This window comes from Bifidobacterium aerophilum, assembly GCF_010667685.1.
Classification (GTDB): Bacteria; Actinomycetota; Actinomycetes; order Actinomycetales; family Bifidobacteriaceae; genus Bifidobacterium; species Bifidobacterium aerophilum.
Genome location: NZ_WHZW01000003.1, coordinates 1 through 24,616 on the forward strand (window position 1 = coordinate 1; position 24,616 = coordinate 24,616).

The 24,616-nt window shown below is 63.8% G+C and carries 24 protein-coding genes and 1 pseudogene; 3 read left to right on the forward strand and 22 right to left on the reverse strand.

Going from position 1 to position 24,616, the window contains the following annotated elements; translation table 11 throughout:
• The 7 genes and pseudogenes from GFD25_RS01635 to GFD25_RS01665 form a co-directional block, all read right to left on the reverse strand.
• Positions 1 to 556: pseudouridine synthase (locus tag GFD25_RS01635; protein ID WP_239512344.1), on the reverse strand; the 556-nt coding region annotated here is incomplete at its 3' end.
• A 322-nt stretch (positions 557 to 878) separates the two neighbouring features.
• A complete protein-coding gene (glmS, locus tag GFD25_RS01640; RefSeq protein ID WP_163229327.1) occupies positions 879 to 2,771 on the reverse strand; it encodes a glutamine--fructose-6-phosphate transaminase (isomerizing) in 1,893 nt (630 codons plus the stop codon).
• Between the two features lie 265 nt (positions 2,772 to 3,036).
• Positions 3,037 to 3,559 (reverse strand): annotated as a pseudogene (locus GFD25_RS12090) (transposase); the annotation flags it as partial.
• Positions 3,560 to 3,638: 79 nt separating this feature from the next.
• On the reverse strand, positions 3,639 to 4,241 hold the full coding sequence (locus GFD25_RS01650; RefSeq protein WP_163229331.1) for a hypothetical protein: 603 nt from the start codon (positions 4,239 to 4,241) through the stop codon (positions 3,639 to 3,641).
• A gap of 89 nt (positions 4,242 to 4,330) precedes the next feature.
• Entirely contained in the window at positions 4,331 to 4,846 is a 516-nt protein-coding gene (locus GFD25_RS01655) for a hypothetical protein (protein ID WP_163229333.1), read from the reverse strand.
• 249 nt (positions 4,847 to 5,095) lie between these two features.
• Complete coding sequence (locus tag GFD25_RS01660; protein WP_163229335.1) at positions 5,096 to 5,497, reverse strand: HI0074 family nucleotidyltransferase substrate-binding subunit; 402 nt, start codon at positions 5,495 to 5,497, stop codon at positions 5,096 to 5,098.
• Positions 5,484 to 5,771 carry a nucleotidyltransferase family protein gene (locus tag GFD25_RS01665; RefSeq protein ID WP_163229337.1) on the reverse strand — a complete coding sequence of 96 codons (288 nt, stop codon included), beginning with the start codon at positions 5,769 to 5,771 and terminating at the stop codon, positions 5,484 to 5,486. The genes GFD25_RS01660 and GFD25_RS01665 overlap by 14 nt, the downstream gene beginning before the upstream one ends.
• A 221-nt stretch (positions 5,772 to 5,992) precedes the next feature.
• Between GFD25_RS01665 and GFD25_RS01670 the strand changes: the two genes are divergently transcribed.
• Positions 5,993 to 6,937: an ATP-binding cassette domain-containing protein gene (locus GFD25_RS01670; RefSeq protein WP_338024601.1), complete on the forward strand. Its 945-nt coding sequence runs from the start codon at positions 5,993 to 5,995 to the stop codon at positions 6,935 to 6,937.
• Between the two features lie 173 nt (positions 6,938 to 7,110).
• Here the strand turns inward: GFD25_RS01670 and GFD25_RS01675 are convergent, their stop codons facing one another.
• The 9 genes from GFD25_RS01675 to GFD25_RS12365 form a co-directional block, all read right to left on the reverse strand.
• Entirely contained in the window at positions 7,111 to 7,905 is a 795-nt protein-coding gene (locus tag GFD25_RS01675; RefSeq protein ID WP_163229339.1) for an amino acid ABC transporter ATP-binding protein, read from the reverse strand.
• Positions 7,906 to 7,941: 36 nt separating this feature from the next.
• On the reverse strand, positions 7,942 to 8,925 hold the full coding sequence (locus GFD25_RS01680; protein ID WP_163229341.1) for an amino acid ABC transporter permease: 984 nt from the start codon (positions 8,923 to 8,925) through the stop codon (positions 7,942 to 7,944).
• Between the two features lie 30 nt (positions 8,926 to 8,955).
• Positions 8,956 to 9,861, reverse strand: a complete 906-nt coding sequence (locus GFD25_RS01685; RefSeq protein WP_163229343.1) for an ABC transporter substrate-binding protein — start codon at positions 9,859 to 9,861, stop codon at positions 8,956 to 8,958.
• A gap of 143 nt (positions 9,862 to 10,004) precedes the next feature.
• Positions 10,005 to 10,484 carry an SsrA-binding protein SmpB gene (gene smpB / locus GFD25_RS01690; RefSeq protein WP_163229345.1) on the reverse strand — a complete coding sequence of 160 codons (480 nt, stop codon included), beginning with the start codon at positions 10,482 to 10,484 and terminating at the stop codon, positions 10,005 to 10,007.
• Positions 10,485 to 10,642: 158 nt separating this feature from the next.
• Positions 10,643 to 12,070, reverse strand: coding sequence for a CHAP domain-containing protein (locus tag GFD25_RS01695; protein ID WP_163229347.1), 1,428 nt, complete (start codon positions 12,068 to 12,070; stop codon positions 10,643 to 10,645).
• Positions 12,071 to 12,200: 130 nt separating this feature from the next.
• Positions 12,201 to 13,124, reverse strand: coding sequence for a permease-like cell division protein FtsX (gene ftsX / locus GFD25_RS01700; RefSeq protein WP_163229349.1), 924 nt, complete (start codon positions 13,122 to 13,124; stop codon positions 12,201 to 12,203).
• Entirely contained in the window at positions 13,121 to 14,590 is a 1,470-nt protein-coding gene (gene ftsE / locus GFD25_RS01705) for a cell division ATP-binding protein FtsE (protein WP_163229351.1), read from the reverse strand. Before ftsE ends, ftsX begins: the two co-directional genes overlap by 4 nt.
• Before the next feature lie 129 nt (positions 14,591 to 14,719).
• On the reverse strand, positions 14,720 to 15,850 hold the full coding sequence (gene prfB, locus GFD25_RS01710) for a peptide chain release factor 2 (RefSeq protein WP_163229353.1): 1,131 nt from the start codon (positions 15,848 to 15,850) through the stop codon (positions 14,720 to 14,722).
• 111 nt (positions 15,851 to 15,961) lie between these two features.
• Complete coding sequence (locus GFD25_RS12365) at positions 15,962 to 16,093, reverse strand: hypothetical protein (RefSeq protein WP_338024602.1); 132 nt, start codon at positions 16,091 to 16,093, stop codon at positions 15,962 to 15,964.
• An 87-nt stretch (positions 16,094 to 16,180) separates the two neighbouring features.
• Here GFD25_RS12365 and dapD point away from each other — a divergent pair, with 87 nt between their 5' ends.
• Positions 16,181 to 17,200 carry a 2,3,4,5-tetrahydropyridine-2,6-dicarboxylate N-succinyltransferase gene (dapD, locus tag GFD25_RS01715; protein WP_163229355.1) on the forward strand — a complete coding sequence of 340 codons (1,020 nt, stop codon included), beginning with the start codon at positions 16,181 to 16,183 and terminating at the stop codon, positions 17,198 to 17,200.
• Positions 17,201 to 17,373: 173 nt separating this feature from the next.
• On the opposite strand, the gene GFD25_RS01720 is transcribed toward dapD, so the two are convergent.
• The 3 genes from GFD25_RS01720 to GFD25_RS01730 form a co-directional block, all read right to left on the reverse strand.
• Positions 17,374 to 18,666, reverse strand: a complete 1,293-nt coding sequence (locus GFD25_RS01720; RefSeq protein WP_163229357.1) for a citrate synthase — start codon at positions 18,664 to 18,666, stop codon at positions 17,374 to 17,376.
• Between the two features lie 155 nt (positions 18,667 to 18,821).
• Positions 18,822 to 19,604: a type I methionyl aminopeptidase gene (gene map / locus GFD25_RS01725; protein ID WP_163229359.1), complete on the reverse strand. Its 783-nt coding sequence runs from the start codon at positions 19,602 to 19,604 to the stop codon at positions 18,822 to 18,824.
• 24 nt (positions 19,605 to 19,628) lie between these two features.
• Positions 19,629 to 20,462 (reverse strand): HdeD family acid-resistance protein, encoded by an 834-nt coding sequence (locus GFD25_RS01730; protein ID WP_163229361.1) that lies wholly within the window; start codon positions 20,460 to 20,462, stop codon positions 19,629 to 19,631.
• Positions 20,463 to 20,744: 282 nt separating this feature from the next.
• Here GFD25_RS01730 and GFD25_RS01735 point away from each other — a divergent pair, with 282 nt between their 5' ends.
• Positions 20,745 to 22,826: a M13 family metallopeptidase gene (locus GFD25_RS01735; RefSeq protein ID WP_163229363.1), complete on the forward strand. Its 2,082-nt coding sequence runs from the start codon at positions 20,745 to 20,747 to the stop codon at positions 22,824 to 22,826.
• A 102-nt stretch (positions 22,827 to 22,928) separates the two neighbouring features.
• Here GFD25_RS01735 and GFD25_RS01740 read toward each other — a convergent pair whose 3' ends face one another.
• From GFD25_RS01740 to GFD25_RS01750, 3 genes are all read right to left on the reverse strand, one after another.
• Positions 22,929 to 23,243 carry a HigA family addiction module antitoxin gene (locus tag GFD25_RS01740; RefSeq protein ID WP_163229365.1) on the reverse strand — a complete coding sequence of 105 codons (315 nt, stop codon included), beginning with the start codon at positions 23,241 to 23,243 and terminating at the stop codon, positions 22,929 to 22,931.
• Positions 23,215 to 23,508, reverse strand: coding sequence for a type II toxin-antitoxin system RelE/ParE family toxin (locus GFD25_RS01745; protein ID WP_204314732.1), 294 nt, complete (start codon positions 23,506 to 23,508; stop codon positions 23,215 to 23,217). Before GFD25_RS01745 ends, GFD25_RS01740 begins: the two co-directional genes overlap by 29 nt.
• A 76-nt stretch (positions 23,509 to 23,584) precedes the next feature.
• On the reverse strand, positions 23,585 to 24,373 hold the full coding sequence (locus GFD25_RS01750; protein WP_163229367.1) for a single-stranded DNA-binding protein: 789 nt from the start codon (positions 24,371 to 24,373) through the stop codon (positions 23,585 to 23,587).
• Positions 24,374 to 24,616 lie beyond the last annotated feature (243 nt).

Consider the following 24,616-nt stretch of genomic DNA (forward strand, 5'->3'; position numbering starts at 1 on the left):
TGTGTATAAGAGACAGCCCTGATAGGGGGAGCTGTCGGCGCAGCCGACTGAGGGGGTCACACACGCAAGCCTCCGCCCCAAGTTCGATCACCGTCTCGGCGTTCACCTCGTCTGGTTCCTCGTACGCCTGCAATATCCCACGTTGCTTGACGATGCGCGAACGCCGCAACAGAGGAAACACGCGTGGCGGCTCAAGAGACGCGATCGTTCCGTACCGGGGCCGTCTGATCGGCGCGGCCGGAGCCAGGCACTCATATACTTTGGTCGTGCGCCGCTCCTGAAACAGCATCTGGTATGCCCCACGCAATGCGGGATCGCGCACGAACACGACCACGCCGGCCGTGAGCCGGTCCAGCCGGTGCGCCGGCACGATGTCCGGCTCGCCGTACCGCTCGCGCAGCCGGATCAGCGCCGTCTCGCGATACCACATGCCGCGCGGCGTGGTCGCCAGAAAATGCGGCTTATCGATCACGATGATCCCCGCGTCCTCGTACAGCACCTCGAAGTCAAACGGAATCCGAGGCTCATCCGTCACCCAGCGATGATGTTGCGTCATTACCTACCCACCCGCGCTTTCCACAGTTCCAGCGGTGACCGGGAGTGGTCGGGGCATGCATTGTCCGACACGCTCCGGGCCGCTCGGCCAAGTCATACGGTCGGTCAACGCATGCCCCGACCACTCCCTCAGCGATACGTAACGTTACGTTTTGCCAGACTTCCGTACAGACGAACCAAACGTGATGTTCGTACGCAACGAGGTGGTGGCCGGCATGCATGTTGCTCGACCGTAGGCTTGGCCGAACGGCCTTGAGTGTGTCCAGCGTTGCATGTGCCGGACTCCACCGGTCACCCGCGCCGGAATCACGACAACGTAACCGCTACTCCACCGTGACGGACTTGGCGAGGTTGCGCGGCTTGTCGACGTCGTAGCCCTTGAGCTTGGCCATGTCCATCGCGAACAGCTGCAGCGGCACCACGTCGACGAGCGGGCTCATCAGCGTCGGGCACTTCGGCCGCCAGAACACGATGTCGGCGTAGCGTTCCACATCCGGGTCGCCCTCCTCGGCGACGGCGATGATGGCCGCGCCGCGCGCCTTCACCTCTTCGATGCCGGAGATCACCTTCGCATGCAGCACGTTGCGGCCGCGCGCGGGCGGCACGATGAACACGACCGGCTCGCCTTCGTCCACGAGCGCGATCGGACCATGCTTCAGTTCGCCGGCGGCGAAGCCCTCGGTGAACGTGTACGCGATCTCCTTGAGCTTGAGCGCGCCTTCCATCGCGACCGGGTAGCCGACGTGGCGGCCGAGGAACAGGAACGACTTCGCGTCGGTCAGCTGTTCGGCGGCCTTGCGCACGGTCGCGGCCTGCGTGTCGAGGATCCACTGGATCTTGCGCGGCATGGCCTTGAGCGCGTCGAGCGTCGCCTGGATCTCGTCGCGGAACATCGCGCCCTTGACCTGCGCGAGATACAGGCCGAGCACGTAGGCGGCGGTGATCTGCGCGACGAACGCCTTGGTGGACGCGACGGCGACCTCGGGGCCGGCGTGCGTGTACAGCACGGCGTCGGATTCGCGCGGGATGGACGCGCCCTGCGTGTTGCAGATCGCGAGCACCTTGGAGCCCTGTTCGCGCGCGTGACGCAGGGCCATGAGCGTGTCCATCGTCTCACCGGACTGCGAGATCGCGACGACGAGCGTGCGCGGGGTGAGGATCGGGTCGCGGTAGCGGAATTCGTGCGCGAGTTCGATCTCGACCGGGATGCGCACCCAATGTTCGATCGCGTATTTGGCGACCTGGCCGGCGTAGGCGGCGGTGCCGCACGCGACGACGATGATCTTGTCGATCGCCTTGAGCTCGTGTTCCTCGATGCGCACCTCGTCGAGGTTGAGGTCGCCGTTCTTGTCGAGACGGCCGAGCAGCGTGCGCTGGACAGCGGCGGGATCCTCGTGGATCTCCTTGTCCATGAACGAGTCCCAGCCGCCCTTTTCGGCGGCGGACGCGTCCCAGTCGACGGTGTACGTCTTCGGATCGTCGACGACGTTGCCGAAGAAGTCGGTGACGGTCACCTTGTCGGCGGACACGCAGACGGCCTGGTCCTGGTCGACTTCGAGCGCGCGCTTGGTGTAGGCGACGAACGCGGCCACGTCGGAGCCGAGGAAGTTCTCGCCGTCGCCGAGGCCGACGACGAGCGGTGAATCATGGCGCGCGCCGACGACGATGTCCGGCTGTCGGCAGTCGGTGGCGAGGATCGTGAACGCGCCTTCGAGCATGCGGGCGAGACGGCGCACGGCCTTGAACAGGTCCGGCTTGCCGTCTTCGGCGATGATCGCGTCGACGATCTTGCCGAGCAGTTTCGCGGCGACCTCGGTGTCGGTGCTCGACGAGAACCGGTAGCCTTCGGCCTGCAGGTCGAGACGCAGCTGGGACGCGTTTTCGATGATGCCGTTGTGGATGATGGCGACCTTGCCGTCGCGCGACGTGTGCGGGTGGGCGTTCACGTCGCTCGGTTCGCCGTTGGTGGCCCAACGCGTGTGACCGATGCCGACCGTGGCGAGCGGCATGGGCTTGCGCTTGATGTCTTCGACGAGGTTGGCGAGACGGCCGGCCTTCTTGCGCACTGCGACCTTTTCCATGCCGGGGGCGCTCAGGGCCACGCCGGCCGAGTCGTATCCGCGGTATTCGAGACGGCCCAGGCCCTGAAGGCACACTTCAAGCGGCTTGCCGCACGCGGTTGCTACGTTTCCTGCATATCCTACGATTCCACACATGGCTCACTACCCTACCGGAACCATGTTGCGAGCGGAACCAGCTCTTCCCGGTTTTCATCTCGAGACACAGTAATCAGCAGTATGCCCCCACAGTGCAGCATCACACATATATGGGGCATCACATCATCAGCAAGTGATCGGTTCACCATATCCTGGACGGAGAGAGGCAGTCAGGAAGCGTTCGAGCATTTCCAACGTTTGATGTGGCCTGGTTTTTGTTCCAAAAGAAACGCCAAAACGACCCACCCCAACTTGACAAAACACACACGCGCATGAACTCATCATCGTGGAACTCGATGATGTCGCGGGCCAACGCCTCGTGGCGTGCCTCCATGCGGCTGACGGGCCTCGACTTGAACGCCCGGTAGCCGCGGACGGTCAGGAACCCGCAATCCAACGCGGCGGACAGCACCCGGCAGATCGGCCCGACCCCGAAACGGCCCCTGAGGGCGTCAACGTACGCGGCCTTCAACGCCGTGTCGGGTCGAGCCTGACCGCGAAAAAGCCGACGCCGTCGTCAGGATCTCGTTCACTTTCCTCAATTCCGCAGCCTCAGCCCTGAGACGCTTCAGCTCGGCGGCTGTCTCCTCCGCGCCGCGCGCGGACTGCGCCATGACGGCCCGGTCGGCCTTGTTCCTCCACCTGCGCAACGTCTCGGGCGCGATGCTCAGGCCCTGCGCGACCGAGGCCACGGCCTTCGTCTCCGACGAATGATTCGCGCGAGACTCCTCAAGAAGCCTGAGCGCCCTCGTCTGAAACTCCTTCGTATAACGGGTCTTTCCGGTCATATTCCTAGTCTCCCATCAATTAAGGTGAAACACGGAACAAAAACCAGGCCACATCAGAGAGTGCGGTTTTAGAACTGGACTAGAGACGATACGAGTACAACGGTGTAGGTTCCGGCCACATTTCGCCTTCCATCCACGTGGTGCTGGTGGCATCGAAACGCCGAGCCAGTAGCACCTGCGTTTCGGAACCTTCAGTAATCCGTTCGGGTTCGCGCGCATAATACTCGCTGCTGCCATCGACGTCACCGGCACGCCACCGTAGCTCACGTATCAGGCCATGCGCTTGTTCGACATCCGTGTGCGTTCCTTCGATGCGACTAATCCAATCTCCTGTCACGTACGGGTCGAACCACAGCACGCGAATCTGAATATCACCATCAGTCTGGGAAAAAACGTGCAGCACCGATTGGCGACCAGCATTCGCTTCCTCTAGGAAATGTTCGATGGTCGCATCCGGATAGTCATGCACATTTGTCACATCTATGTAGCCAGCGGCGAGCAGTTCAGTCGCACTCACGTCGGTGTTCCACTGTTTCAGTTCCTGCGTCAGGCTATTTACTGACACCGTCTGCGGCCTCTGCCACAGCCACGCGCCGATTACCAGAAACACCAGAACCACCGCTGCCGCCACTAGCTCACCGTACGGTGTGCGATGATAAGTTTTTGCCGTTGCGCCAATCATCGGTTGATTCCTCCCCCCATCATTACTCATTCGCCGGCAATCAAATGCAGCGGGTATATCGGGGTACCCCGATATACCCGCTATGACATTCACGTGCGAACCAGATATGGCACAAGACCAATGACTTCAACTACATCACGATACGATGAATATTTCAGTACTGCGTATTCGTAATAGTCCAATCGAGTATGGCTAATCTTTAAATCTTTTTGAACCTTTGCCTTGTAATAATGCTTGGTGGTAGGTACAGTCAGACAAATTCCGGATGCACTGGAACTATTTGCAGTACCAATGCTCAGACCTGTGGACACGACTCCCCAATTCACGCTGACATTAAAAGTGTATTTAGGTCCGGCCGCGGCGTTGACATAAATGCATCCGCCTGTCGGGAGTTTGAAGCCATTCGCAGGTTGCTGCGGCTCGGTAATGACGCTCCTGTAATTCGTGGCCAACAGCACTGTCTTAACGCTCTCTCCGTACCTCGGAGCAGCCATTTCCGAGGAAGACGTAGATTCAGCTGACGTAGGTTCATCCGCCAGTGCCGCAGCGTAAGGCGTGAATAGCATCGAAATCGTTATCAGCGCTGACAATATCTTCTTTTTCATCAGATTCTCCTTTGAATCAGATGTGCCATTGTGCGACTTGCGGTCAAGCCGCTCCAAGCATATATTTATATGATACCTGATGCTGATGCTCCCTGGCATCGATCAATGGCATACCGGATCCAATAAGATGATCGGGAATCGTGTCGTAAAACCACCGGTCTCATCAATGCTCACCTATGTACCCTCCGATCAGTGGCTTCATAGGCGGGACAGCATACCAACATCATTATTTGGCATGTCACGAGCACATCACTCGGTCAGCATCGAGCCATAACGGTCGATCAGTCCCTGGTTCACCCGCTCGAATTCGGGAATGTAGTCGGCGATGATCGCGTCGACCAAACGCAACGCCTTGTCCGCGTCGTAGATATGTGCCGAATCGTTACGGTCGCGCAGCATGCGCAGCCACGTCGACTCGTCCACGAAATCGTAGTACTGGAATGCGGTTTTCAGCACGTCGCGAGGCGAGCCGGAAACCGACACCGGATCGCCTTCGTATGCGAGTAATGCCTTGAACAGTTTCCATCCGAGCTCGAACTGCAATTCAAACTTATCGATCACACCGCTTTGCACGAACTCGTTACCCAGATCCTGGTCGGGGGCCTGGCGCAGCGAACGCAGGGCGGAGGCGTAGTTCTCATACTTTTTCATACAGCGTCCTTCCGGTCGTCGCGATCTCCTCGCGCAGTTCGTCGGTGATCGGTTCGTCCAGGTTGATCACGTCGATCTTAAGCAGCGACCACAGGTCGTCCTGCAGCCGCCGGTACAGTCGGTCGAAATCGGGACATCCGGCGACCGCGATGTCGATGTCGCTTTTCGGACGCGCGGTGCCCTTGGCCCGCGAGCCGAACAGTATGACCTTCGTGGCTCCCGCATCGACCGCGAACTCGACGATCTGCCGGTACACGTCCTCGATCGGAACCATGGTCATCTCCTTGCCGTTGCCGTCGGCTCCCATTGTAAAACATCGGAAACAATGTTCCTCGCCCCGCGGCGTACCATGAGGCGCGTGAGCGCTGTGAGTATGAGGAATCTGTTGGGGAATGTGGGCGCGCAGCTGCGCGATGCCGCGCGGGCGGTGCGTTCGCGACGATCATCATCCACGACCACGCCGCGCTCACCACGGTCGCGGCCGCCGTGGTCGGCGTGATCACCGCATTGTCGGTCACGCGTAGCACCGGCGACGCGTTCGGCGAGCTCATGAGTTCCACACCGATGGTACTCGCCTACCAACAGCTCATGGACACGTTGCGGACTAACCCGACGATCCCCGAAACGCACGGGCCGGTCGGCGTGCAGATGGCGCATGTCACATACCAATACCCGACCGCAGATGACATGAATGACACCGATGTCAACGACGGCATCGACACGGCATCGTCCGACACGACAGGCTCGTCCATGCGCCCCGCGTTAGACGACGTCTCGCTCGACATCGCACCGGGATCGATCATCGCGCTCGTCGGCGAGAACGGCTCAGGCAAGACAACACTGGCGAAGATCATCGTCGGCATCCTCGAACCCGACTCCGGCACGGTCACCCTGCCCCGCCCCGGCGACACGACCGTCACAACTGCGCTGGGGCGGCTCGGCGCGACCAGCATGACATTCCAGGACTTCACCCGGCTCGAGGTCACCGTACGCGAGTTCATCGACCCGACCGGACGGAAAACGGACCGGCAGCTCTGGGACGGACTCACCCGCGCCCATGCCGACACCTATATCACCGGCCAGCCGAACGGTCTGGACACCCAGCTCGGCGCACAATGGGGCGGCATCGGCCTGTCCGGCGGCCAATGGCAACGCCTCGCGCTGGCCCGCACGTTCCTGTCCGGCCAACCGCTATGGATACTGGACGAACCGACCGCAGCCGTGGACGCGACCGCCGAAGCCGCGATCTACCACGACCTGACCGAAAACCGGCCCGAAGGCACCACCGTGATCGTCATCAGCCACCGACCGCACGTGCTCGCCCACATGGACCGGATCGTCGTGCTTGACCACGGCCGTGTCGCTGAAACCGGCACGTACGACCAGCTCATCGCCAGGCAGGGCATGTTCAGCCGACTGGCGCACGATAGTTTGGAGTAGGCGGTTTTTGATTGGTATCGCGCTGTGGCACGATGCTGTGTTGTTGGCGGCGCCAGCGCGCCGCAGTACCCCAACCCGCCCGGCCTGCGCCGGGCACCCTCCCCTAGAGGGGAGGGAATGTTCTGGTACACAGGCAATGGGCACGACAGTGCCATAGTAAATTGACAGCCTTCTTACAGCACGTGCTGCAGGAAGTCCTTGAACCGCGGCTCGCTCGGGTGGTCGATGATTTCGGGGCCGCCGGATTCGACGACCACGCCGCCGTCCATGAACACGACCTGGTCGGCGACCTCGCGGGCGAAGCCGATCTCGTGGGTGACGACGACCATCGTCATGCCTTCCTTGGCGAGCGAGAGCATCACGTTGAGCACTTCGCCGACCAGTTCGGGGTCGAGCGCGGAGGTTGGCTCGTCGAACAGCATGATGTCGGGCTTCATGGCGAGGGCTCGTGCGATGGCGACGCGCTGCTGCTGGCCGCCGGACAGTTCGGACGGATAGTGGTCGACGCGTTCGCCCAATCCGACGCGTTCCAGCTCGGCGATGGCGAGCCGGCGCGCGTCGGCCTTGTTCATGTGTTTGACGTGCACGGGCGCTTCCATCACGTTTTCGAGCGCGGTCATGTGCGGGAACAGGTTGAACCGCTGGAACACCATGCCGAGCTTGGAACGCTGCGCGGCGATGGCCTTGTCGTCGAGCGTCTGCAGGATCTCGCGCCCGTCGGCGTCCGTGCGTCCGGTGCGCTTGTATCCGATGAGTTCGCCGTCGACCTCGATCGAACCGCCGGTGAGCGTCTCCAACTGGTTGATGAGCCGCAGGAACGTGGACTTGCCCGAACCGGAGGGTCCGAGAATCACGGTCACCGAACCGGGCATGATCGTCATGTCGACGCCCTTGAGCACGTGCAGCGAACCGTACGCCTTGTGCACGCCGACGGCCTTGACGGCCGGGACAGCTGTCATATCAGTCATTGCCATTCGCTTTCTCTCGTAGCTTCGTTCGTACCGTCAGGCGGTCAGCCCGTTGAACGCGGCCTCGTTGAGCTTGTTCACGTCGTCCTTCGGCTCGCCGTCCGTCTTGCCGGGCAGCGGCGGCTGCTTGCCGCGCGTGCCGGTGGGGCGCGCGTCGAAGCCCTTGCCGAAGTGCTTTTCGATGCGCGATTGGATCACCATGAGGATCGACGTGATGAGCAGGTACCAGAAGCAGGCCACGAGCAGCAGCGGCACCGGCTTGTAGATACGGTTGGCGATCGCGTTGGTGGCGAACTGCAGTTCGAGCGTGAACGGCACGGCGGTGACGAGCGACGTGGTCTTGAGCATGCCGATCGTCTCGTTGCCGGTGGGCGGGATGATGATGCGCATGGCCTGCGGCAGGATGATGCGGCGCATGATGAGCGAGCGCTTCATGCCGAGCGCCTGCGCGGCCTCGGCCTGACCCGGGTCGACCGCCTCAAGGCCGGCGCGCACGATTTCGGACAGGTAGGCGGCCTCGTTCAGGGCCAAGCCGATCCATGCGGCGTTGAACGCGGTGATCACGTCGCTGGAGTCGATGCTCCAGAATTCGACGGACGTGAACGGGATGCCGAGTCCCAGACGCGGCACGAGCACAGGGAACAGTCCCCAGAAGATGAGCTGCGTGTAGACCGGGGTGCCGCGGAAGAACCAGATGAAGAACCAGCTGACTCCACGCAGCACCGGATTGATGGACTTGCGCATGATCGCGAGGCCGACGGCGAGCACGATGGCCACGACCATGGCGATCACGGTCAGTTCGAGCGTGTAGCGGATGCCTTCCATCACGTTCTCGTTGAACAGGTATTTCCATACGACCGGCCATTCGAAGCGGTCGTTGGTGATCACGCCCTGCACGAGCATCGCGGCCAGCAGCGCCACGATCACGGCGGCCACGATTGGGCCGGGGCGGCGCACGGGCAGTGCGTCGATGCGGTTCGGGATGTCCAGCCCTTCACCGTCAGCTTGTTGCTTTGCCATGTCGGTTGCTCCTTTACGCTGCTATGCCGTTCAGTCGGCGTCCGGGTTGATGACGGCCGTGTCCAGAGCGCCGGATTCGACGCCCCAATGCCTGAGGATCTTCGTGTACGTGCCGTCGTCCATGAGTTTCTGCATGGCGCGGCGCACGGCCTCGGCGGTGCCGTCGTCGCCCTTGCGGATCGCGATCGCGTTGGGCACGTCGTCGAAGTCCTTGCCGAGCTGTTCGAGCCGGCCTTCGGTCTGCGCGATCGCGTAGCCGACCACGGGCGAGTCCGCGAAGAACACGTCGGCCTTGCCGGTCATGACCGCGGTGGTGCCGTCGGACTGCTGCTTGAACGACTGGACCTCGATGCGCCTGTCGCCGCTCGCCTTGCACTGGTCGGCGGCATCGTAGATCGACTCCTCCTCGACGGTGCCGGTCTCGACGGCCACCTTGAGGCCGCACAGGCTGTCGACGCTCACGTTGTCGGGGTTGCCGGCGCGCACCGCGTACGCCATGCCAGCGGTGAAGTAGGAGACGAAATCGACGGATTCGAGGCGTTCCTTGGTCACGGTGAACGCGGCGATGCCCAGATCGTATTTCGTGCCGATGGCCGGGATGATCGTGTCGAAGTTCGACGAGACGATTTCGGTCTCGAGGCCGAAGACGTTGCCGAGCGCGCGGGCGAGGTCCATGTCGTAGCCGATCTGCGTCTTGCCGTCGGCGGCGAGGAATTCGGCCGGCGCGTACGACGGGTTGGTGCCGATCGTCAGCTTGCCGTCCTTGGTGACGGAATCGGGCAGCAGCGCGGCGATGTCCTCATCCTTGGTCACGGCGCTCACGTCGTAGCTGGTGATGCCGTCGTCGGTGTCCTTCGTGCCGCAGGCGGCCGTCGTCAGCAGCATCGCGATGCTTGCCGCCGCGGCCACGGCGGTTTTCAGACCTGTCCACTGCATAATCAAGCCTTCTCGTATCTCTCGTGATGTGACAATCGCCGCGGGACCGGCCCGCGGACATGTGTCACGAGTATACAAAAGACCGGTAATCACCGTATGTCGTACGGTTTACTGGGTGGACGGCTTACCGGATGGACGGTATTTCAGCGTGCGCGCATGTTCTTGTAGCGCATGACGCGCAGCGCCTCGCGCTTGTCCTGCTCCTCGCGCAGCGCCTGACGCTTGTCGTATTCCTTCTTGCCTCGTGCCAGCGCGATTTCGGCCTTGACGCGGCCGTCCTTGAAGTACAGGCTGATCGGGATGATCGTGTAGCCCTTGGCCTCGGACTGGCGGGACAGCTTGACGATCTCGCGCTCGTGCAGCAGGAGCTTGCGCTTGCGCTTGGGCGCATGGTTGTTCCACGTGCCGTTGAGGTATTCGGGGATGTTGGCGCCTTCGAGCCAGATCTCGCCGCGACGGTCGATGGAGACGAACGCCTCCGCCAGCGACGCGCGTCCTTCGCGCAGCGACTTGACTTCCGTGCCGGTGAGTGCGATTCCCGCCTCGTAGTGGTCCTCGATCAGGTAGTCGTGACGCGCCTTCTTGTTCTGCACGATGAGCTTCGTGCCGGTCTCCTTGGGCATTGCCTCCTCCTTTCGCCGAGCGTTTTCCGATGGCGACGCAACAGTTCAGAATACCACGGACATACCGATCCGCATATGGGAAAGGCCCCTTCGCCGGAAGCGAAGAGGCCTGGCCACGAGCGACGTTCCGCGCCGGGGCGGTGTGCGTCAGTGGAAGATCAGTGCACGAACCAGTACTGGCCGCGGTTGGTCAGCACGCGAGAGCCCATGCTGTAGGGGCCGTTCACGTTCATCTCGGAGATGAGGAACGTGCCGTCCGAGTAGACGGCCTCGACCACGGCGACATGACCGTACGTGCCGTCCGCACCGTCCTGGCCGGGGATGAACGACAGCGCCGCGCCGACCTGCGGGTTGTGGTCCACGCGCAGGCCGTATCCGGGGGCGGTGCGATACCAGTCGCCGCCATTGCCCAGATAGGACGGGGTGCCGATGCCCATTTGCTTGCGGCGGTTGTATGCGTACCAAGTGCACTGGCCGGCAAGATAGGCGTTGCCGTAGTCGCCGTTGCTGGTGCCCTGGCCGCCCGACGTGCCGCCGGAGGTGGATCCGCCCGACGACGACCCGCCGGAAGATGATCCACCGGAATTGCCGCCCGAGTTGCCACCGGAGTTACCGCCGGAATTGCCACCCGTATTGCCGCCGGTGTTGCCTCCGGACGGCGGCTGCGTGGTGCCCTGCTGGCCGTTGTTCGGCTTCTGCGCGGCGGCGGCCTGCTCGGCCGCGTACTTGCTGTTGAGCGAGTCGACCTGCGACTGGATGAGCACGGTCTGCGCGGCCTGCTTGGCGGCGGCGCTTTCCAGCTCGCCCTGCATGCTTTCCAGTTCGGCGCGCTTGGCGTTGCCTTCCTCACGCAGCTTCTCGAGCGCGTCGCGCTTGGCCTGCGCGTCGGCGGCGGCGCTCTGCGCCGAGGCGGCCGCATCGTCGGCCTTGGTCTTGAGCTGGGTGATCTGCTGTTCGATCGCGCTCAGGCGTTCGCTGCGGTTCATCGACGTGTTCAGCGTCACCGCCGCGTCGGACGCCGCGTTCGATTCGGTGCGCGACAGGGCGTCGCGCGTCTGCATCGAATTGACGAATTCCTTGGTGCTGGTCGATCCGGTGACCACGCTCATCACGTCGGAGGCGTTCGAGCCGTGCATCGAGTCGCGGGCCATCTGGGCCACGGCCGCATGCGCGTCGTCGTAGTCCTCGCCGGTCTTGGCGATCTCGGCCTCAAGCGTCTCCTTGTCCTTCTGCGCGGCGGCGAGGCGCTTGGCCATCGCGTCGGCCTCGTCCTGCGCCTGCGCCGCGGCGTCGTTCGCCGCGGTCACGGTGGCCTGCGCCGCGGGAATCGTCGTGTTGGTCAGCGTGTCGAGTTCGATGATTTTGTCGGCCAGCTGGCTGTTGACGCCTGCCAGTTTCGCCTTGAGTTCGGCCTCGCGCGCGGCGCTCGACTGCTGCTGCGCCTGCGCGTTGATCAGATCGCTGTACGTATCGGCCTGCGCGACCGGCGCGAACGACATGCCTGCGACCGAAACCCCCATGGTCAGGCACAATGCCGCCGCCGACATCATCGCGATCGCGGGTTTGCCAACTCGTGTCCGCATCATCAGCATCCTTTCCTTGCACAAACAGTGCCCACACTAACATACGAGTCTGAACGCGTTTCGCCGCCCGCGGACGTACCGCCGGCAACGTGACGCGCGTCACGTACGCCGCATACTCCGTGCACGGCTCGCGTCACGCCTTGAGATAGCGGCGCAGCGAGACCATCGAGGCGATCACCGACAGCAGGATCGCGCCGAGCACGAGGAACGGCGACATGAGCAGCACCGTCGTCTGGTCGACGTACGGAATCCAGGTGACCGACTGCGCGAGCCATCCGGTGATGAACACGCGCACGATCACCGACAGCATCACGCACGACAGCACGGAACCCACCAGCGACGCGACCGTTCCTTCGAGGATGAACGGCAGCCGGATCGTCCAGTTCGATGCGCCGACCAGTCGCATGATCTCGGTTTCCTTGCTGCGCGAGGCGGCGGACATGCGGATCGTGGTCGCGGTCAGGAGGATCGCGACGAGCACCATCACCGCCGCGAGCACCGCGGTGACGACGGTCGCGCGGTTGAGCACGGCGAACACCGGTTCGAAGATCTGCCGCTGGTCGGAGACCTCCTCGACGCCGTCCTGGCCGGACAGGACCTCGGCGACGACCTGGTATTTCTCGGGGTTCTTGAGCTTGAGCCACAGCGAGTCCTGCATGTCGTCCGCGGTGAGCGTGCGTCCCTGGTATTCGCCGTTCGGGTACTGCTTGAGGAACGTATTCTTGTAGAACTCGTCCTTGGACATGTACGTGATCTTCGAGACGACATCGGGCAGTTCGTCGCGGATCTTCTGCTGGAGCGCGGTGATCTCGGACGCGCTCGGCGATTTGCCGCTCGCGCAGTTCGCGGACTGGCTGGTGCCGTCCGGGCACAGCCATACGACGACCTCGACCTGGTCGTACCAGCCGCCCTTCGCCTTGGTGATCTGCGCCTGCGTGAGCACGGACGCGCCGATGAACAGGAACGAGATGAACGTGACGAGCATCACGGACAGCAGCATCGGCACGTTGCGCTTGAGACTCGTCCAGGTTTCGGACAGGATGAACCGCACTCTCATCGGGTTGTCTCCTTCGTATCGGCGCCCGTCGCGGCGTCATCGGACGGATTGGAATCGGCGGCGTGCGCGCGATGCCGCTGCTGCGGCGGGGCGGGCGGCGCCGGCGGCATGGGAGGCAGCGGCGCGGCGGCGGGTCCGGCAGGCCGTTCGTCCGACTGCGGGGCCGGCTGTTCGCCAGGTCGATCATTCGGCTGTTCGGGCACTTCGGATGACGGCTTGCTTGCGGCGTCATCTGCGGACGTATCCGCCGGTTTCTCGCCGGGCCGCGATTCCGGGTGTTCGTCCGATTGCGCATCCGCCGGTGCGGACTCCCGCTCGACCGACTGTTTCACGTCTTGTTTCACGGATTCGTCACCTGCGGCGGACGCATTCGAACGGTCCTTCCGATCGGCCTGCTGGTCCTCGTCCCGACGGCCGGTCTCCTGTTCGGACTTCCGCTTGGCCGCCTCCTGCTCGGCGGCATACTCGTCGAGCTTGAGGCCGCGGCCCCACGTCAGCGTCGTCTCGACCGGCGCGAACACCTCGCCGTAACGGCCGGTACGGCCGGAATGCACCGAATTCGCCAGACGAGCGATGCCCTCGTCCGTCCGTTCGCCGTTGATCACCTCGGACACGTGCTCGACGACGCGTTCGGCCTGCTCGACGCGCGTGCCGGACCGTTCGTCGATCGTGACCTCGGCGGACGCGGTGATGGTCGCCGTCTCGCGCGGCGTCGCGTCGGCCACGCCCAGCGCCTGCTTGGACTTGGACTCGACCTCGGCGTCCGGGAAGTACAGCGCGGAATCGTAGGACCCCTGGCGTTCGTCGCGCACGATCTTTCCGGCATGCAGCTCGACGACGCGCTTGCGCATCGAATTGACGATCTCCTCGTTGTGCGTGGCCATGACGATCGTGGTGCCGGTGCGGTTGATCGCGTCAAGCACCTCCATGATGCCCAGCGACGTGGTCGGATCGAGGTTGCCGGTCGGCTCGTCGGCAAGCAGGATCTGCGGATGGTTCACGTACGCGCGGGCGATGGTCACGCGCTGCTGCTCGCCGCCGGACAGCTCGTGCGGATAGCTGTTCTCCTTGCCCGTCAGGCCTACGGTCTCCAGCACCTTCGGTACCAGCGACTTGATGGTCGAACGGCGCGTGCCGATCACCTCGAGCGCGAACGCGACGTTCTGCCAGACGGTCTTGTTGTTGAGCAGCTTGTAATCCTGGAAGATGAAGCCGATCGAACGACGGTACTGCGGCACCTGACGGTTGGTCAGGCGGCGCAAATCGTTGCCGGCGACATGGATCTCGCCGTCGGTGGCCTCCTCCTCGCGCAACAGCAGGCTGAGCAGCGTGGTCTTGCCGGAGCCGGACGCGCCGACGAGGAACACGAAATCACCCCGGTCGATGTGCAGGCTGACGTCGTCCAGCGCGGGACGTGTGCCGCGCGGATAGATCTTGCTCACATGATCCAACGAGATAAGTGCCATGATGCTTTCCGTCCTCCTTGGCTTCCCTCCTGCCGGGAAGCTGTCAGCAATATCTGACAAGGTTCTTTTTCCTGGCTTCCCCGGTCGGCTTCACCGACGGATCCCCTGGCGGGGAAGCCAGGAACGGGACTACTCCTCCGCTTCCGCGGCGGCCGCGCGGCGCTGCTCGTGACGCCAGCGGATGCCGGCCTCGATGAACGCGTCGATGTCGCCGTCGAACACGGCCTGCGTCTGGCTCGTCTCGTATCCGGTACGCAGGTCCTTGACCATCTGGTACGGGTGCAGCACGTACGAGCGCATCTGGTCGCCCCAGCTGGCCTTGATGTCGCCGGCGATCTCCTTCTTCTTCTTGGCCTCCTCCTCGTGGCGCAGCACGAGCAGTCGGGACTGCAGCACGGCCATCGCGGCGGCGCGGTTCTGGATCTGCGAGCGCTCGTCCTGCATGGTCACGACGATGCCGGTCGGAAGGTGGGTGATGCGCACCGCGGAGTACGTGGTGTTCACGCCCTGGCCGCCGGGGCCGGAGGAGCAGTAGGTGTCGATGCGGATGTCGGTGTCCGGGATGTCGATGTGATCGGTCGCCTCGACCAGCGGGACGACCTCGACCGCGGCGAAGCTGGTCTGGCGACGGCCCTGGTTGTCGAACGGGGAGATGCGCACGAGGCGGTGCGTGCCGCCCTCGACCGACAGGCGGCCGAACGCGTACGGCGCGTCCACCTGGAAGGTAGCGGACTTGATGCCGGCCTCTTCGGCGTACGACGTGTCCATCACCTTGGCCTTGTAGCCGTTGCGCTCGGCCCAGCGCAGGTACATGCGCAGCAGCATCTGCGCGAAGTCGGCCGCATCCACGCCGCCCGCGCCGGAGCGGATCGTCACGACGGCGGAACGCTCGTCGTATTCGCCGTCGAGCAGCGTCTGGATCTCCATGTCGTCGAGGTCCTGCTGGATCTTGCCGATCTCGGTCTGAGCCTCGGACAGCGAGTCCGCGTCCTCCATCTCGCGGCCGAGCTCGACGAGCGTCTCCACGTCGTCGATGCGCTGGCTCGCGGAGTTCAGACGGCGCAGCTGGGCCTGCGCGGCCGACAGCTTGCTCGTGATCTTCTGCGCGTTCTCCGGATCGTCCCACAGGCCGGGCTCGGCCGCCTGCGTTTCGAGTTCCTTGATGTCGGCCTTGAGCCGGTCCATGTCCAGCGCCTTGGCGATGGACTCATATTTGGCGCGCGCGTCGCCGATTGCCTGGTTATAGTCGAATTCTGCCATCGTTAACCACCATACTTGTCGTGATTGTTGTGTCCGGTCGTGTTATCCTCAGTGCGCACAATATATGCAAGGAACGCATATCCCTCATTGGGCATGCGCGGGCAGGGTGCGTCAAAGACCGGCGTAGATCGCCGGAATGACAAGGCTGAGCAGCATGGCGGCAGCGACGACGATGCACACCGCGCGCATGATGTTGCGACGGCGGCGTTCGCGCTGCTCCCGTTCGGCCCTGTATTCGTTCACAGTCCGCCATTGTAACGACTCGCCCGGATTTATGCCGCGGCCGAATTATGCTGGAGGCATTGTCACCCCTATCGATAAGGAGCAGTCATGGCAAACGAACGCACCGCATGGGGCTGGGGCCTGGCCTCGGTGGACGCCGCCGGCACCACGCTGGACGTCTGGTATCCGACACTCACGCTGGGCGCCGCGCCCGCCGACGCGGACCGTCCGGCCCACGCGTTCGGCGCGCTCGTGCACGAGACGGCCGACGCTCGCGGCGTGCGCCGCATTCCCGTGTTCACCGTGTCCGACCTCGACGCGCCGATCGAGGACGCGGCCGACGCCTACCTGCGCCTGCACCTGCTGTCGCAGCGTCTCGCCAAGCCGAACACGCTCAACCTCGACGGCATCTTCGCGAAGCTCGCCAACGTGGTGTGGACGAACTACGGCCCGTTCGCCGTCGAGGACTTCGCGCTGCGCAAGATCGACCTCGAATCCGCGGCGATCACTGCGGCCGACGCGTTCGCCGCGCAGGTCGGACTGCCCGTCGCCTCCCCCGCCGCGACCGTCAACGTGCTGTCCGTCGACAAGTTCCCGCGCATGATCGACTACGTCGTCCCGACCGGCGTTCGCATCGGCGACGCCGACCGCATCCGCCTCGGCGCCCACCTGGCCGAGGGCACGACCGTCATGCACGCCGGCTTCGTGAACTTCAACGCCGGCACCCTCGGCGTCTCCATGGTCGAAGGCCGCGTCTCGCAGGGCGTGGTCGTCGGCAACGGCTCCGACATCGGCGGCGGCGCCTCCATCATGGGCACCCTGTCCGGCGGCGGCAAGCTGCGCAACTCGATCGGCGAGCACTCCCTGCTCGGCGCCAACGCCGGCATCGGCATCTCGCTCGGCGACAACTGCGTCGTCGAAGCGGGCCTCTACATCACCGCCGGCACCAAGGTCACCGTCTACGACAAGGCCAAGGTCGCCGCCGGCGAACCCCTCGACGTCGTCAAGGGCGCGGACCTGTCCGGCAAGGACAACATCCTGTTCATCCGCAACTCCGTCTCCGGACGCATCGAAGCCCGCTACCGCAAGACCGGCATTGAACTCAACGAAAAGCTTCATAAGAACTGACGAAGTCAGTTCTTATGAAGCCGTCGCAGCACAGCTGCTCCCTCGCCTAACGGCTCGGCATAAGACTGAATCGTGAATGACGCGTGCGGTATCAAGGCGCACCGAGGAAAGCGGTACTCAGTACCGCGACCGAGGAGCAACGCAGATAACGCTCCGTCATTCACGATTCAGCGTCAGCGCTCGTCGAGGGGCACATAATCCCGTTCGGTCTCGCCGGTGTACACCTGGCGGGGCCGGCCGATCTTCGTGTTCGGGTCGGCGAGCATCTCGCGGTACTGGGCGATCCAGCCGGGGATGCGGCCGAGCGCGAACAGCGTGGTGAACATCGCCGGGTCGAAGCCGATCGCACGGTAGATCAGGCCGGTGTAGAAGTCGACGTTCGGGTACAGGTGACGCGAGACGAAGTAGTCGTCGGTGAGCGCGATGTCCTCCAGCTCCTTCGCGACGTCGAAGAGCGCGCTTTCGTCGGCGGGCAGCTTCGATGTGTCCTCGCGTTCCATGATCTTCTCGAGATAGGTCTTGGCGATCGCCGCGCGCGGATCGTACGACTTGTATACGCGGTGGCCGAGTCCGGAGATGCGGTGTCCTTCCTCCTTGGCGTCCTCGACGAACTGGCGCACCGTCTTGCCGGAGTCCCGGATCGCCTTGAGCTGGCGCAACACGGCTTCGTTCGCGCCGCCGTGCAATGGGCCGGACAGCGCGTTCACGCCGGCGGCGACGGCCGAATACAGGTTCGCGTGCGCGGAGCCGGCGATGCGCACCACCGAGGTCGAGCAGTTCTGCTCGTGGTCGGCGTGGATGATGAGCAGGCGGCCGAGCGCGTGCACGTACAGCGGGTCAGATTCGAACGGCTCGTACGGCACGGCGAAGCACATGCGCAGGAAATCGTCGACGTAGCCGCGCGCATAGTCCGGGTAGAGCATCGGCTCGTCACGGCGGCGGCGGAAGATGTACGACACGATCGTGCGGACCTTCGCCATGATGATGACCGCGGCCTCATCGAGCTGGTCGGAATCGGTGATGTCGGTGGTGTCCGGGTAGAACGTGGCGAGCGCGTTGATCGCGGAGGCGAGCACGCTCATCGGGTGCGCGGTGCGCGGGAACGATCCCATGAACGTGCGGAAGTCCTCGCCGACCATCGTGCGGTGGTTGATGTCGGAAACGAAACGCTCGTACTGTTCGCGGTTCGGCAGTTCGCCGTGACGCAGCAGCCAGGCGACCTCAAGGAAGTCGGACTGGTCGCACAGCTGCTCGATCGGATAGCCGCGGTAGCGCAGCACGGAGTTGTTGCCGTCGATGAACGTGATTTTCGACTCGCATTGCGCGGTGGTGAGGAATCCCGGGTCAAGCGTGACCCATCCGTCGTTGCGCAGTTTGGAGACGACGATGCCGTCGGGGCCGGCGCTGGCTTTGACGACCGGCAGCGTGTACTTGCTGTCATCGACGTTCAATTGGGCTGTTGCCATGCTCTGTGCTCCCCTCGGATGCGGCCGCGCGGTCGTTCGGCCTGAAAAGTAGGGATCACTATAGGGCACGCGTGTTTCGGCGCAAGTCGGCGTCTCAAAAACGAAAAACGGGCTTCCCTTGTCGGGAAGCCCGCGAACCGTTCACCGCCCCGCGGTCACAGGTTGGTGCGGTCGGTGAAGATGATCGGACCGTCGTCGGTGATGGCGATCGTGTGCTCGCTGTGCGCGCCGCGCGAGCCGTCTTCGGAACGTAGCGTCCAGCCGTCCTTCGGATCCTGGTAGATCTCGTCGGTGGTCTTGAGGAACCACGGTTCGATCGCGATGACCAGGCCCTCGCGCAGCTTGTAGCCGTGGTGGGCGCGGCCGTCGTTGGGCACGTGCGGATCGCCGTGCATGATGTGGCCGACGCCGTGGCCGCCGAATTCGAGGTTGATCGGATAGCCGTATTCGCGGGCGACGTCGCCGATGGTGTTGGAGATGTCGCCGAGACGGTTGCCCGGGCGGGCCACGTCGATCGCGGCGGCGAGCGCCTCCTCGGTGCACTTGATGAGGCGCAGGTCGTCGGGGTCCTGGTCCTTGCCGACCACGAAGCTGATCGCGGAGTCGGCCACCCAGCCGTTGACGCTGATCGCGAGGTCGAGGCTGAGCAGGTCGCCGTCCTTGAGGCTGTAGTCGTACGGCACGCCGTGCAGCACGGCGTCGTTGACGGACGTGCAGATGTAGTGCGCGAACGGGCCGGTGCCGAAGTCCGGAGCGTAGTCGACGTAGCAGGATTCGGCGCCCTTGCGGTCGACGATCTTCTTGTGCACGAATTCGTCGATCTCGAGCAGGTTGGTGCCGACCTTGGTGAATTCCTTGAGTTCCTTGAGGATGCCGCCGACGAAACGGCCGGCGGGCTTCATCTCTTCGATTTCCTTGGGGGTTTTCAGTTCGATCATGCCGCCCAGCCTACTCAGACCGCGCTACTTGCGCGCCCTGCCGAAGGTGAACGCGCGCACGATGGCGGAGACGCCCATCACGATCAGCGCGCAGCCGCCGAAGATGATGAGGAACGCCATCGAATCGACCGGGGAGATGATCACGACGATGCCGGCGATGATCGAGACGATCGCGTACAGCACGGCCCATCCGGAGCTCGGCAGGCGCCAGGATTCGGCGAGCGCCATCGCACCTTCCATGATCCAGCCGAAACCGACGATCAACGTGACGAAGATCGCGAGCGACGCGCCCGACAGCGCCGCGTTCTTGAGCATGACGACGCCGCCGAAGGCGAGCAGGATGCCGACGAGCACGTCGAGTACGCGCCAGCCGCCCGGCAGTCCGATCGTGACGAGTGCGCTGACGATGCGGATCACGCCGGAGACGACGAAGTAGATGCCGAACGCCACGGCGAACACGGTGAGGGTCTTGCCGGGCCAGATGAGCAGCGCGAGGCCGAGGATGACGGCGGCCGCGCCGACGATGCCGTACAGGCCGCGCACGGCGTTCTTCGCGCGCTGCGGCAGCATCTCCTCGATCAGCTTGAACGCGTTGACCGGCTGCCATCCGCCGGGCTGGCCCTGCGCGTTCGGCTGTCCGCCGTACGGCTGGTAGGCGAAGGGCTGGCCTTGGGGCTGACCGCCGGCGTACGGATTGCCGTTCTGGCTGTTGGACTGGTACTGGCCGTTCGCGTTCGGCGCGCCGCCGTAGGGATAGTACTGTCCTGCCGGCTGGCCTTGCGGCGCGTAGGCGCCGTATTGCGGCTGGCCGTTGGGATTGTCGTTCGGATTGGTGCCATTCGTGTTCGGATCGCTCATCGTGACTCCTTGGGACTGTGTCATGCCGTGTCACCGTCGTCGCGTCGCATCGGACTGCAAGGCGACGCGATCGGTTCATCTCCTTCAGTCTAGACAGACTGTCTAATTCTCACCATCGGCATAATGCGACAAACTGTCCATTTATCCATATCGCACCGCCACCCCGCCGTGCGCTTCCCGGGAATATGTCGCCGGAGCACCCATGTGAGAGCGCCTCCCAGGAAAGTCTCACAGGGTCGCGGGGATCACTGCTTGTCACTTAACGTGAATAGGCTGGACGCCATGACTACAGCATTGACCTCCGGCCTCGATACGGCCGCGTTCTCATCCGTCATCAAACCGTCCGACGATTTCTTCCGCTACGTCAACGGCCCATGGATCGACACCTACCGGCTGCCCGACGACAAGTCCCGTTACGGCTCGTTCGACAAGCTCGCCGAGGACGCCGAAAACCAGATCCACGACATTCTCGAGGACGACGACTGCCCGTCCGTCAAGTCCCGCGCTCTGTACCGCTCCTTCCTCGACACCGACGCGATCGAGCAGGCCGGCATCGCGCCGCTCAAGCCGGTGCTTGAGGCGATCGACTCCGCCGCCGACAAGGTCTCGCTGACCCGCGTGCTCGGCCGGTACGACCCGTCCGGCGCGACGACCAGCCCGTTCGCCTTCGGCATCTACGGCGACCCCGCCGACCCGGACATCAACGCCGTGCACATCGAACAGTCCGGTCTGGGACTGCCGGACGAGGCGTACTATCGCGAGGACCGCTACCAGCCGGTGCGCGAGGCGTACGTCGAGATGGTCGCCAAGCAGCTCGCCAACGCCGGGTACGGCGACCGCGACGGCGCGCAGACGCAGGCCGAACGCTTCCTCGACGTCGAGACGCGCATCGCCGCGCACCATTGGGACAACGTGACCACGCGCGACCCGCAGAAGACCAACAACCCCACCGATTTCGACGCGCTGAGCAAGGAGCTCGCGCACTTCGACATCGCCGCGTGGGTCGATGCCTGGCAGCAGGCGTACGACCAGACCGCGGCGGCGAAGTTCCAGCCCGTGGACATGAACGCAGCGACGCGGCACACGATCGTGCACGAGCCGAGCTTCCTGACCGGTTTCGACCGGTTCTGGGACGAGGCAAAGCTGGACGACCTCAAGCTGTGGGCGCGCGTGCACGCGATCATCGGCGCGGCCGCCTACCTGAGCAAGACCTTCGACGAGACGAACTTCGCCTTCTACGGCAAGGTGCTGTCGGGCGCGAAGGCGCAGCGCGACCGCTGGAAGCGCGCCGTCGCGCTGGTCAACGGCGTGTGCGGCGAGGACGTCGGCCGCGAGTACGTGCGCCGTCACTTCCCGGAAAGCTCCAAGCAGCGCATGCAGCAGCTGGTCGCGAACCTGATCGACGCCTACCGCGTGTCGATCAGCGGCAGCACGTGGCTCGGCGAGGAGACCCGGGACAAGGCCCTGGAGAAGCTCTCCAAGTTCACGCCGATGATCGGCTACACCGAACACTGGCGCGACTACAGCGCACTCGACGTGCACGAGGACTCGACGCTCGTCGAGAACATGGCCGCGGCCAGCGTCTACGAGAACGGCTACCAGCTCGCCAAGGCCGGCAAGCCGGTCGACAAGGGCGAATGGGGCATGAACCCGCAGACCGTCAACGCCTATTACGATCCGAGCACGAACGTGATCGTGTTCCCGGCCGCGATCCTGCAGCCGCCGTTCTTCAATCCGGACGCCGAGGATGCGGCCAACTACGGCGGCATCGGCGCGGTGATCGGCCACGAGATCGGCCACGGTTTCGACGACCAGGGCTCGCAGTACGACGGGGACGGCGCGCTCAACAACTGGTGGACCGAGGAGGATCGCGCGAACTTCGAACAGCGCACCAAGGCGCTCATCGAGCAGTACAACGCGTTCGTGCCGACGCAGCTGGCCGAGAAGTACGCCGACGACCCGAGCAAGGCCCCGCACGTCAACGGCGCGCTGACGATCGGCGAGAACATCGGCGATCTGGGCGGCGTGAACATCGCGCTCAAGGCGTATGCGTTCGCGCTCGACGAGGCCGCCGGCCGCGAGAAGAACGGCTCGCCCGAAGGCATCAAGGCCGCGCTGGACACCGCGCCGGTCATGGACGGCTTCACCGGCCTGCAGCGCTTCTTCCTGAGCTACGCCTCGATCTGGCGCACCAAGAACCGCGACGAGCTGGCCGAGCAGTACCTGCAGATCGACCCGCACTCCCCCGCCGAATGCCGCACCAACGGCATCGTGCGCAACGTGGACCTGTTCTACGCGGCGTTCGACGTGCATGAGGGCGACGGCATGTGGCTCGCGCCCGAGCACCGCGTCTCCATCTGGTGACGACCACTGGTGACGACCAAAGGCACCGCTTGCCGATAGACAGCGTTTGAGCGGTAAAGGGATACGCCGTGCGGTTCAACATCGTTCGACGCATCCCTTTTATCATGCCTTGACGAGAGGCTGTATATCGCCCAGACAACTGGCGTCGAAGGTATACACGTCCCAGTCGCGCTGCAGATTCATCCAAAATTCAGGAGTCGTACCGAGCGCACGCGCAAGCCGATATGCCATCGCCACGCTGATCCGACGCTCACCGCGGACGATTTCGCCGACCGCAGTCTCCGACACTCCTATGGTTTTGGCCAGCCGATAGTTGCTGACACCCAACGGAGCAAGGAATTCCTCTTTGAGGATCTCCCCCGGGGTGCTGAGCACGCGATTGTCATCCTCAATCGTGGCAGTCGTCGAAATAGACATCATACACCTCCTTGTCCTTGTCGTTCCAGCGAAAAACAAGTCGATACTGACGATTGACCCGGATGCTCCAATATCCGGACAGGTCCCCGGCCAATCGTTCAAGTCGGTTGGCCGGAGGGACCGCAAGATCACGCAGTGACTGGGCGGCCTTCAACATCTGTAAACGACGAGCCAATCGTCGTTCGCAACCGGTCGGATATCCTCTCGGATATGGCCCGCCGTAGAGAAACTCTTCCAACTCCTTGTCTCTCGTCGCAATAAACATGATACTACCGCCTTACGTTAGTAACGTCAAACGTTACCAATACCATCGATAGGCTCGCACACGTCTCGACACATCGTCAGAACACATCGTCTTCGAATTCACCGGCCGGAGGTTCGTCAGGCGGCGGAATAATCTCGCCGGACACCCCACTCGCCCCTTGCACGGACTGCGCGAATCCGTCGGCGTACCGCTTGGCCGAGGATTCTCGACTGGCACCGCCGTCGGAGTCGCTTGCCGAAACCGCGGTCCCCGCCTGTACGGCGCCTCCGTCTCCGCCAGGAACGGCACCGCCGGCAGCCACTGCACCGGCCGACACCCCGGCACCTGTCGCAGCGCCACTGTCCGCCGGCATATTCGCCTGTGCATGTGATCCCTGATAGGGATCATTGGTTAATAGGCGCACCGGTTCGCGGCCGGGACCAGCGGCTCCGTTGCCCGCGGCACTGTTTCCGACAGCACTTTGGCCCCCTCCACCACCGGACGATGCGCCGCCGCCATCACGCTTTCCCGCATCAGGTCGCGTCATGCCGTAGTTCAGGTCATGGCCCACGTTGCTGGCTTCGACGACGATGCGCGAACGCTTCTCCCCGTTCTCGGCCGTCCATTCCTCCGTGGCGAGCACTCCGACGACGATGATCGGATCGCCGGTGCGTACCGAGGCATGCACATTGGCCGCCAGCGCGCGGTAGGCCTTCACGGTGATCCACGTGGTCGGCAGCGAGCGCCACTTCCGGTTGACGTCGTAGTAGCCGCGCGTGCTGCCGAGCCGGAACGTGCAGATGGTGGGCGGGCTGCCGTTGCCATGCCCTTGCGGATTGCTGCCTACGCGGCCGGTGATGGTGATCAGTCCTTGTTGCAGTGCCATGATCGGGTCCTTTCGTCGCTGAAGTGGACTGCGCAAACCACGGTGCGTGGGACTTGTGCCGAAGCGCCCTTGGAGTGGAGGTGTGCGAGAGAGAGGCGGGCCCTTCCGTCGACCAGCACCGTGATCCGCGCGGTATCCATCACTATGCCGTATGCGTGGCTCCGACCCCCCGGTTTTCGACCCCTGTGGACGCAGACGACGATCTTCGGCGTGTTGTGGATAACCGGTTGTGGACAACACTGT

Coding starts and splice junctions, on each gene's coding strand:
- GFD25_RS01680 (WP_163229341.1), bottom strand. CDS start 8,925: ATGGCAAAGCAACAAGCTGACGGTGAAGGGCTGGACATCCCGAACCGC.
- GFD25_RS01735 (WP_163229363.1), top strand. CDS start 20,745: ATGACTACAGCATTGACCTCCGGCCTCGATACGGCCGCGTTCTCATCC.
- GFD25_RS01695 (WP_163229347.1), bottom strand. CDS start 12,070: ATGATGCGGACACGAGTTGGCAAACCCGCGATCGCGATGATGTCGGCG.
- GFD25_RS01660 (WP_163229335.1), bottom strand. CDS start 5,497: ATGAAAAAGTATGAGAACTACGCCTCCGCCCTGCGTTCGCTGCGCCAG.
- GFD25_RS01655 (WP_163229333.1), bottom strand. CDS start 4,846: ATGAAAAAGAAGATATTGTCAGCGCTGATAACGATTTCGATGCTATTC.
- GFD25_RS01745 (WP_204314732.1), bottom strand. CDS start 23,508: ATGTTTATTGCGACGAGAGACAAGGAGTTGGAAGAGTTTCTCTACGGC.
- smpB (WP_163229345.1), bottom strand. CDS start 10,484: ATGCCCAAGGAGACCGGCACGAAGCTCATCGTGCAGAACAAGAAGGCG.
- map (WP_163229359.1), bottom strand. CDS start 19,604: ATGATCGAACTGAAAACCCCCAAGGAAATCGAAGAGATGAAGCCCGCC.
- GFD25_RS01730 (WP_163229361.1), bottom strand. CDS start 20,462: ATGAGCGATCCGAACACGAATGGCACCAATCCGAACGACAATCCCAAC.
- GFD25_RS01665 (WP_163229337.1), bottom strand. CDS start 5,771: ATGGTTCCGATCGAGGACGTGTACCGGCAGATCGTCGAGTTCGCGGTC.
- prfB (WP_163229353.1), bottom strand. CDS start 15,850: ATGGCAGAATTCGACTATAACCAGGCAATCGGCGACGCGCGCGCCAAA.
- glmS (WP_163229327.1), bottom strand. CDS start 2,771: ATGTGTGGAATCGTAGGATATGCAGGAAACGTAGCAACCGCGTGCGGC.
- GFD25_RS01675 (WP_163229339.1), bottom strand. CDS start 7,905: ATGACTGATATGACAGCTGTCCCGGCCGTCAAGGCCGTCGGCGTGCAC.
- GFD25_RS01720 (WP_163229357.1), bottom strand. CDS start 18,666: ATGGCAACAGCCCAATTGAACGTCGATGACAGCAAGTACACGCTGCCG.
- dapD (WP_163229355.1), top strand. CDS start 16,181: ATGGCAAACGAACGCACCGCATGGGGCTGGGGCCTGGCCTCGGTGGAC.
- ftsE (WP_163229351.1), bottom strand. CDS start 14,590: ATGGCACTTATCTCGTTGGATCATGTGAGCAAGATCTATCCGCGCGGC.
- GFD25_RS01750 (WP_163229367.1), bottom strand. CDS start 24,373: ATGGCACTGCAACAAGGACTGATCACCATCACCGGCCGCGTAGGCAGC.
- GFD25_RS01685 (WP_163229343.1), bottom strand. CDS start 9,861: ATGCAGTGGACAGGTCTGAAAACCGCCGTGGCCGCGGCGGCAAGCATC.
- ftsX (WP_163229349.1), bottom strand. CDS start 13,124: ATGAGAGTGCGGTTCATCCTGTCCGAAACCTGGACGAGTCTCAAGCGC.
- GFD25_RS01740 (WP_163229365.1), bottom strand. CDS start 23,243: ATGTCTATTTCGACGACTGCCACGATTGAGGATGACAATCGCGTGCTC.
- GFD25_RS01650 (WP_163229331.1), bottom strand. CDS start 4,241: ATGATTGGCGCAACGGCAAAAACTTATCATCGCACACCGTACGGTGAG.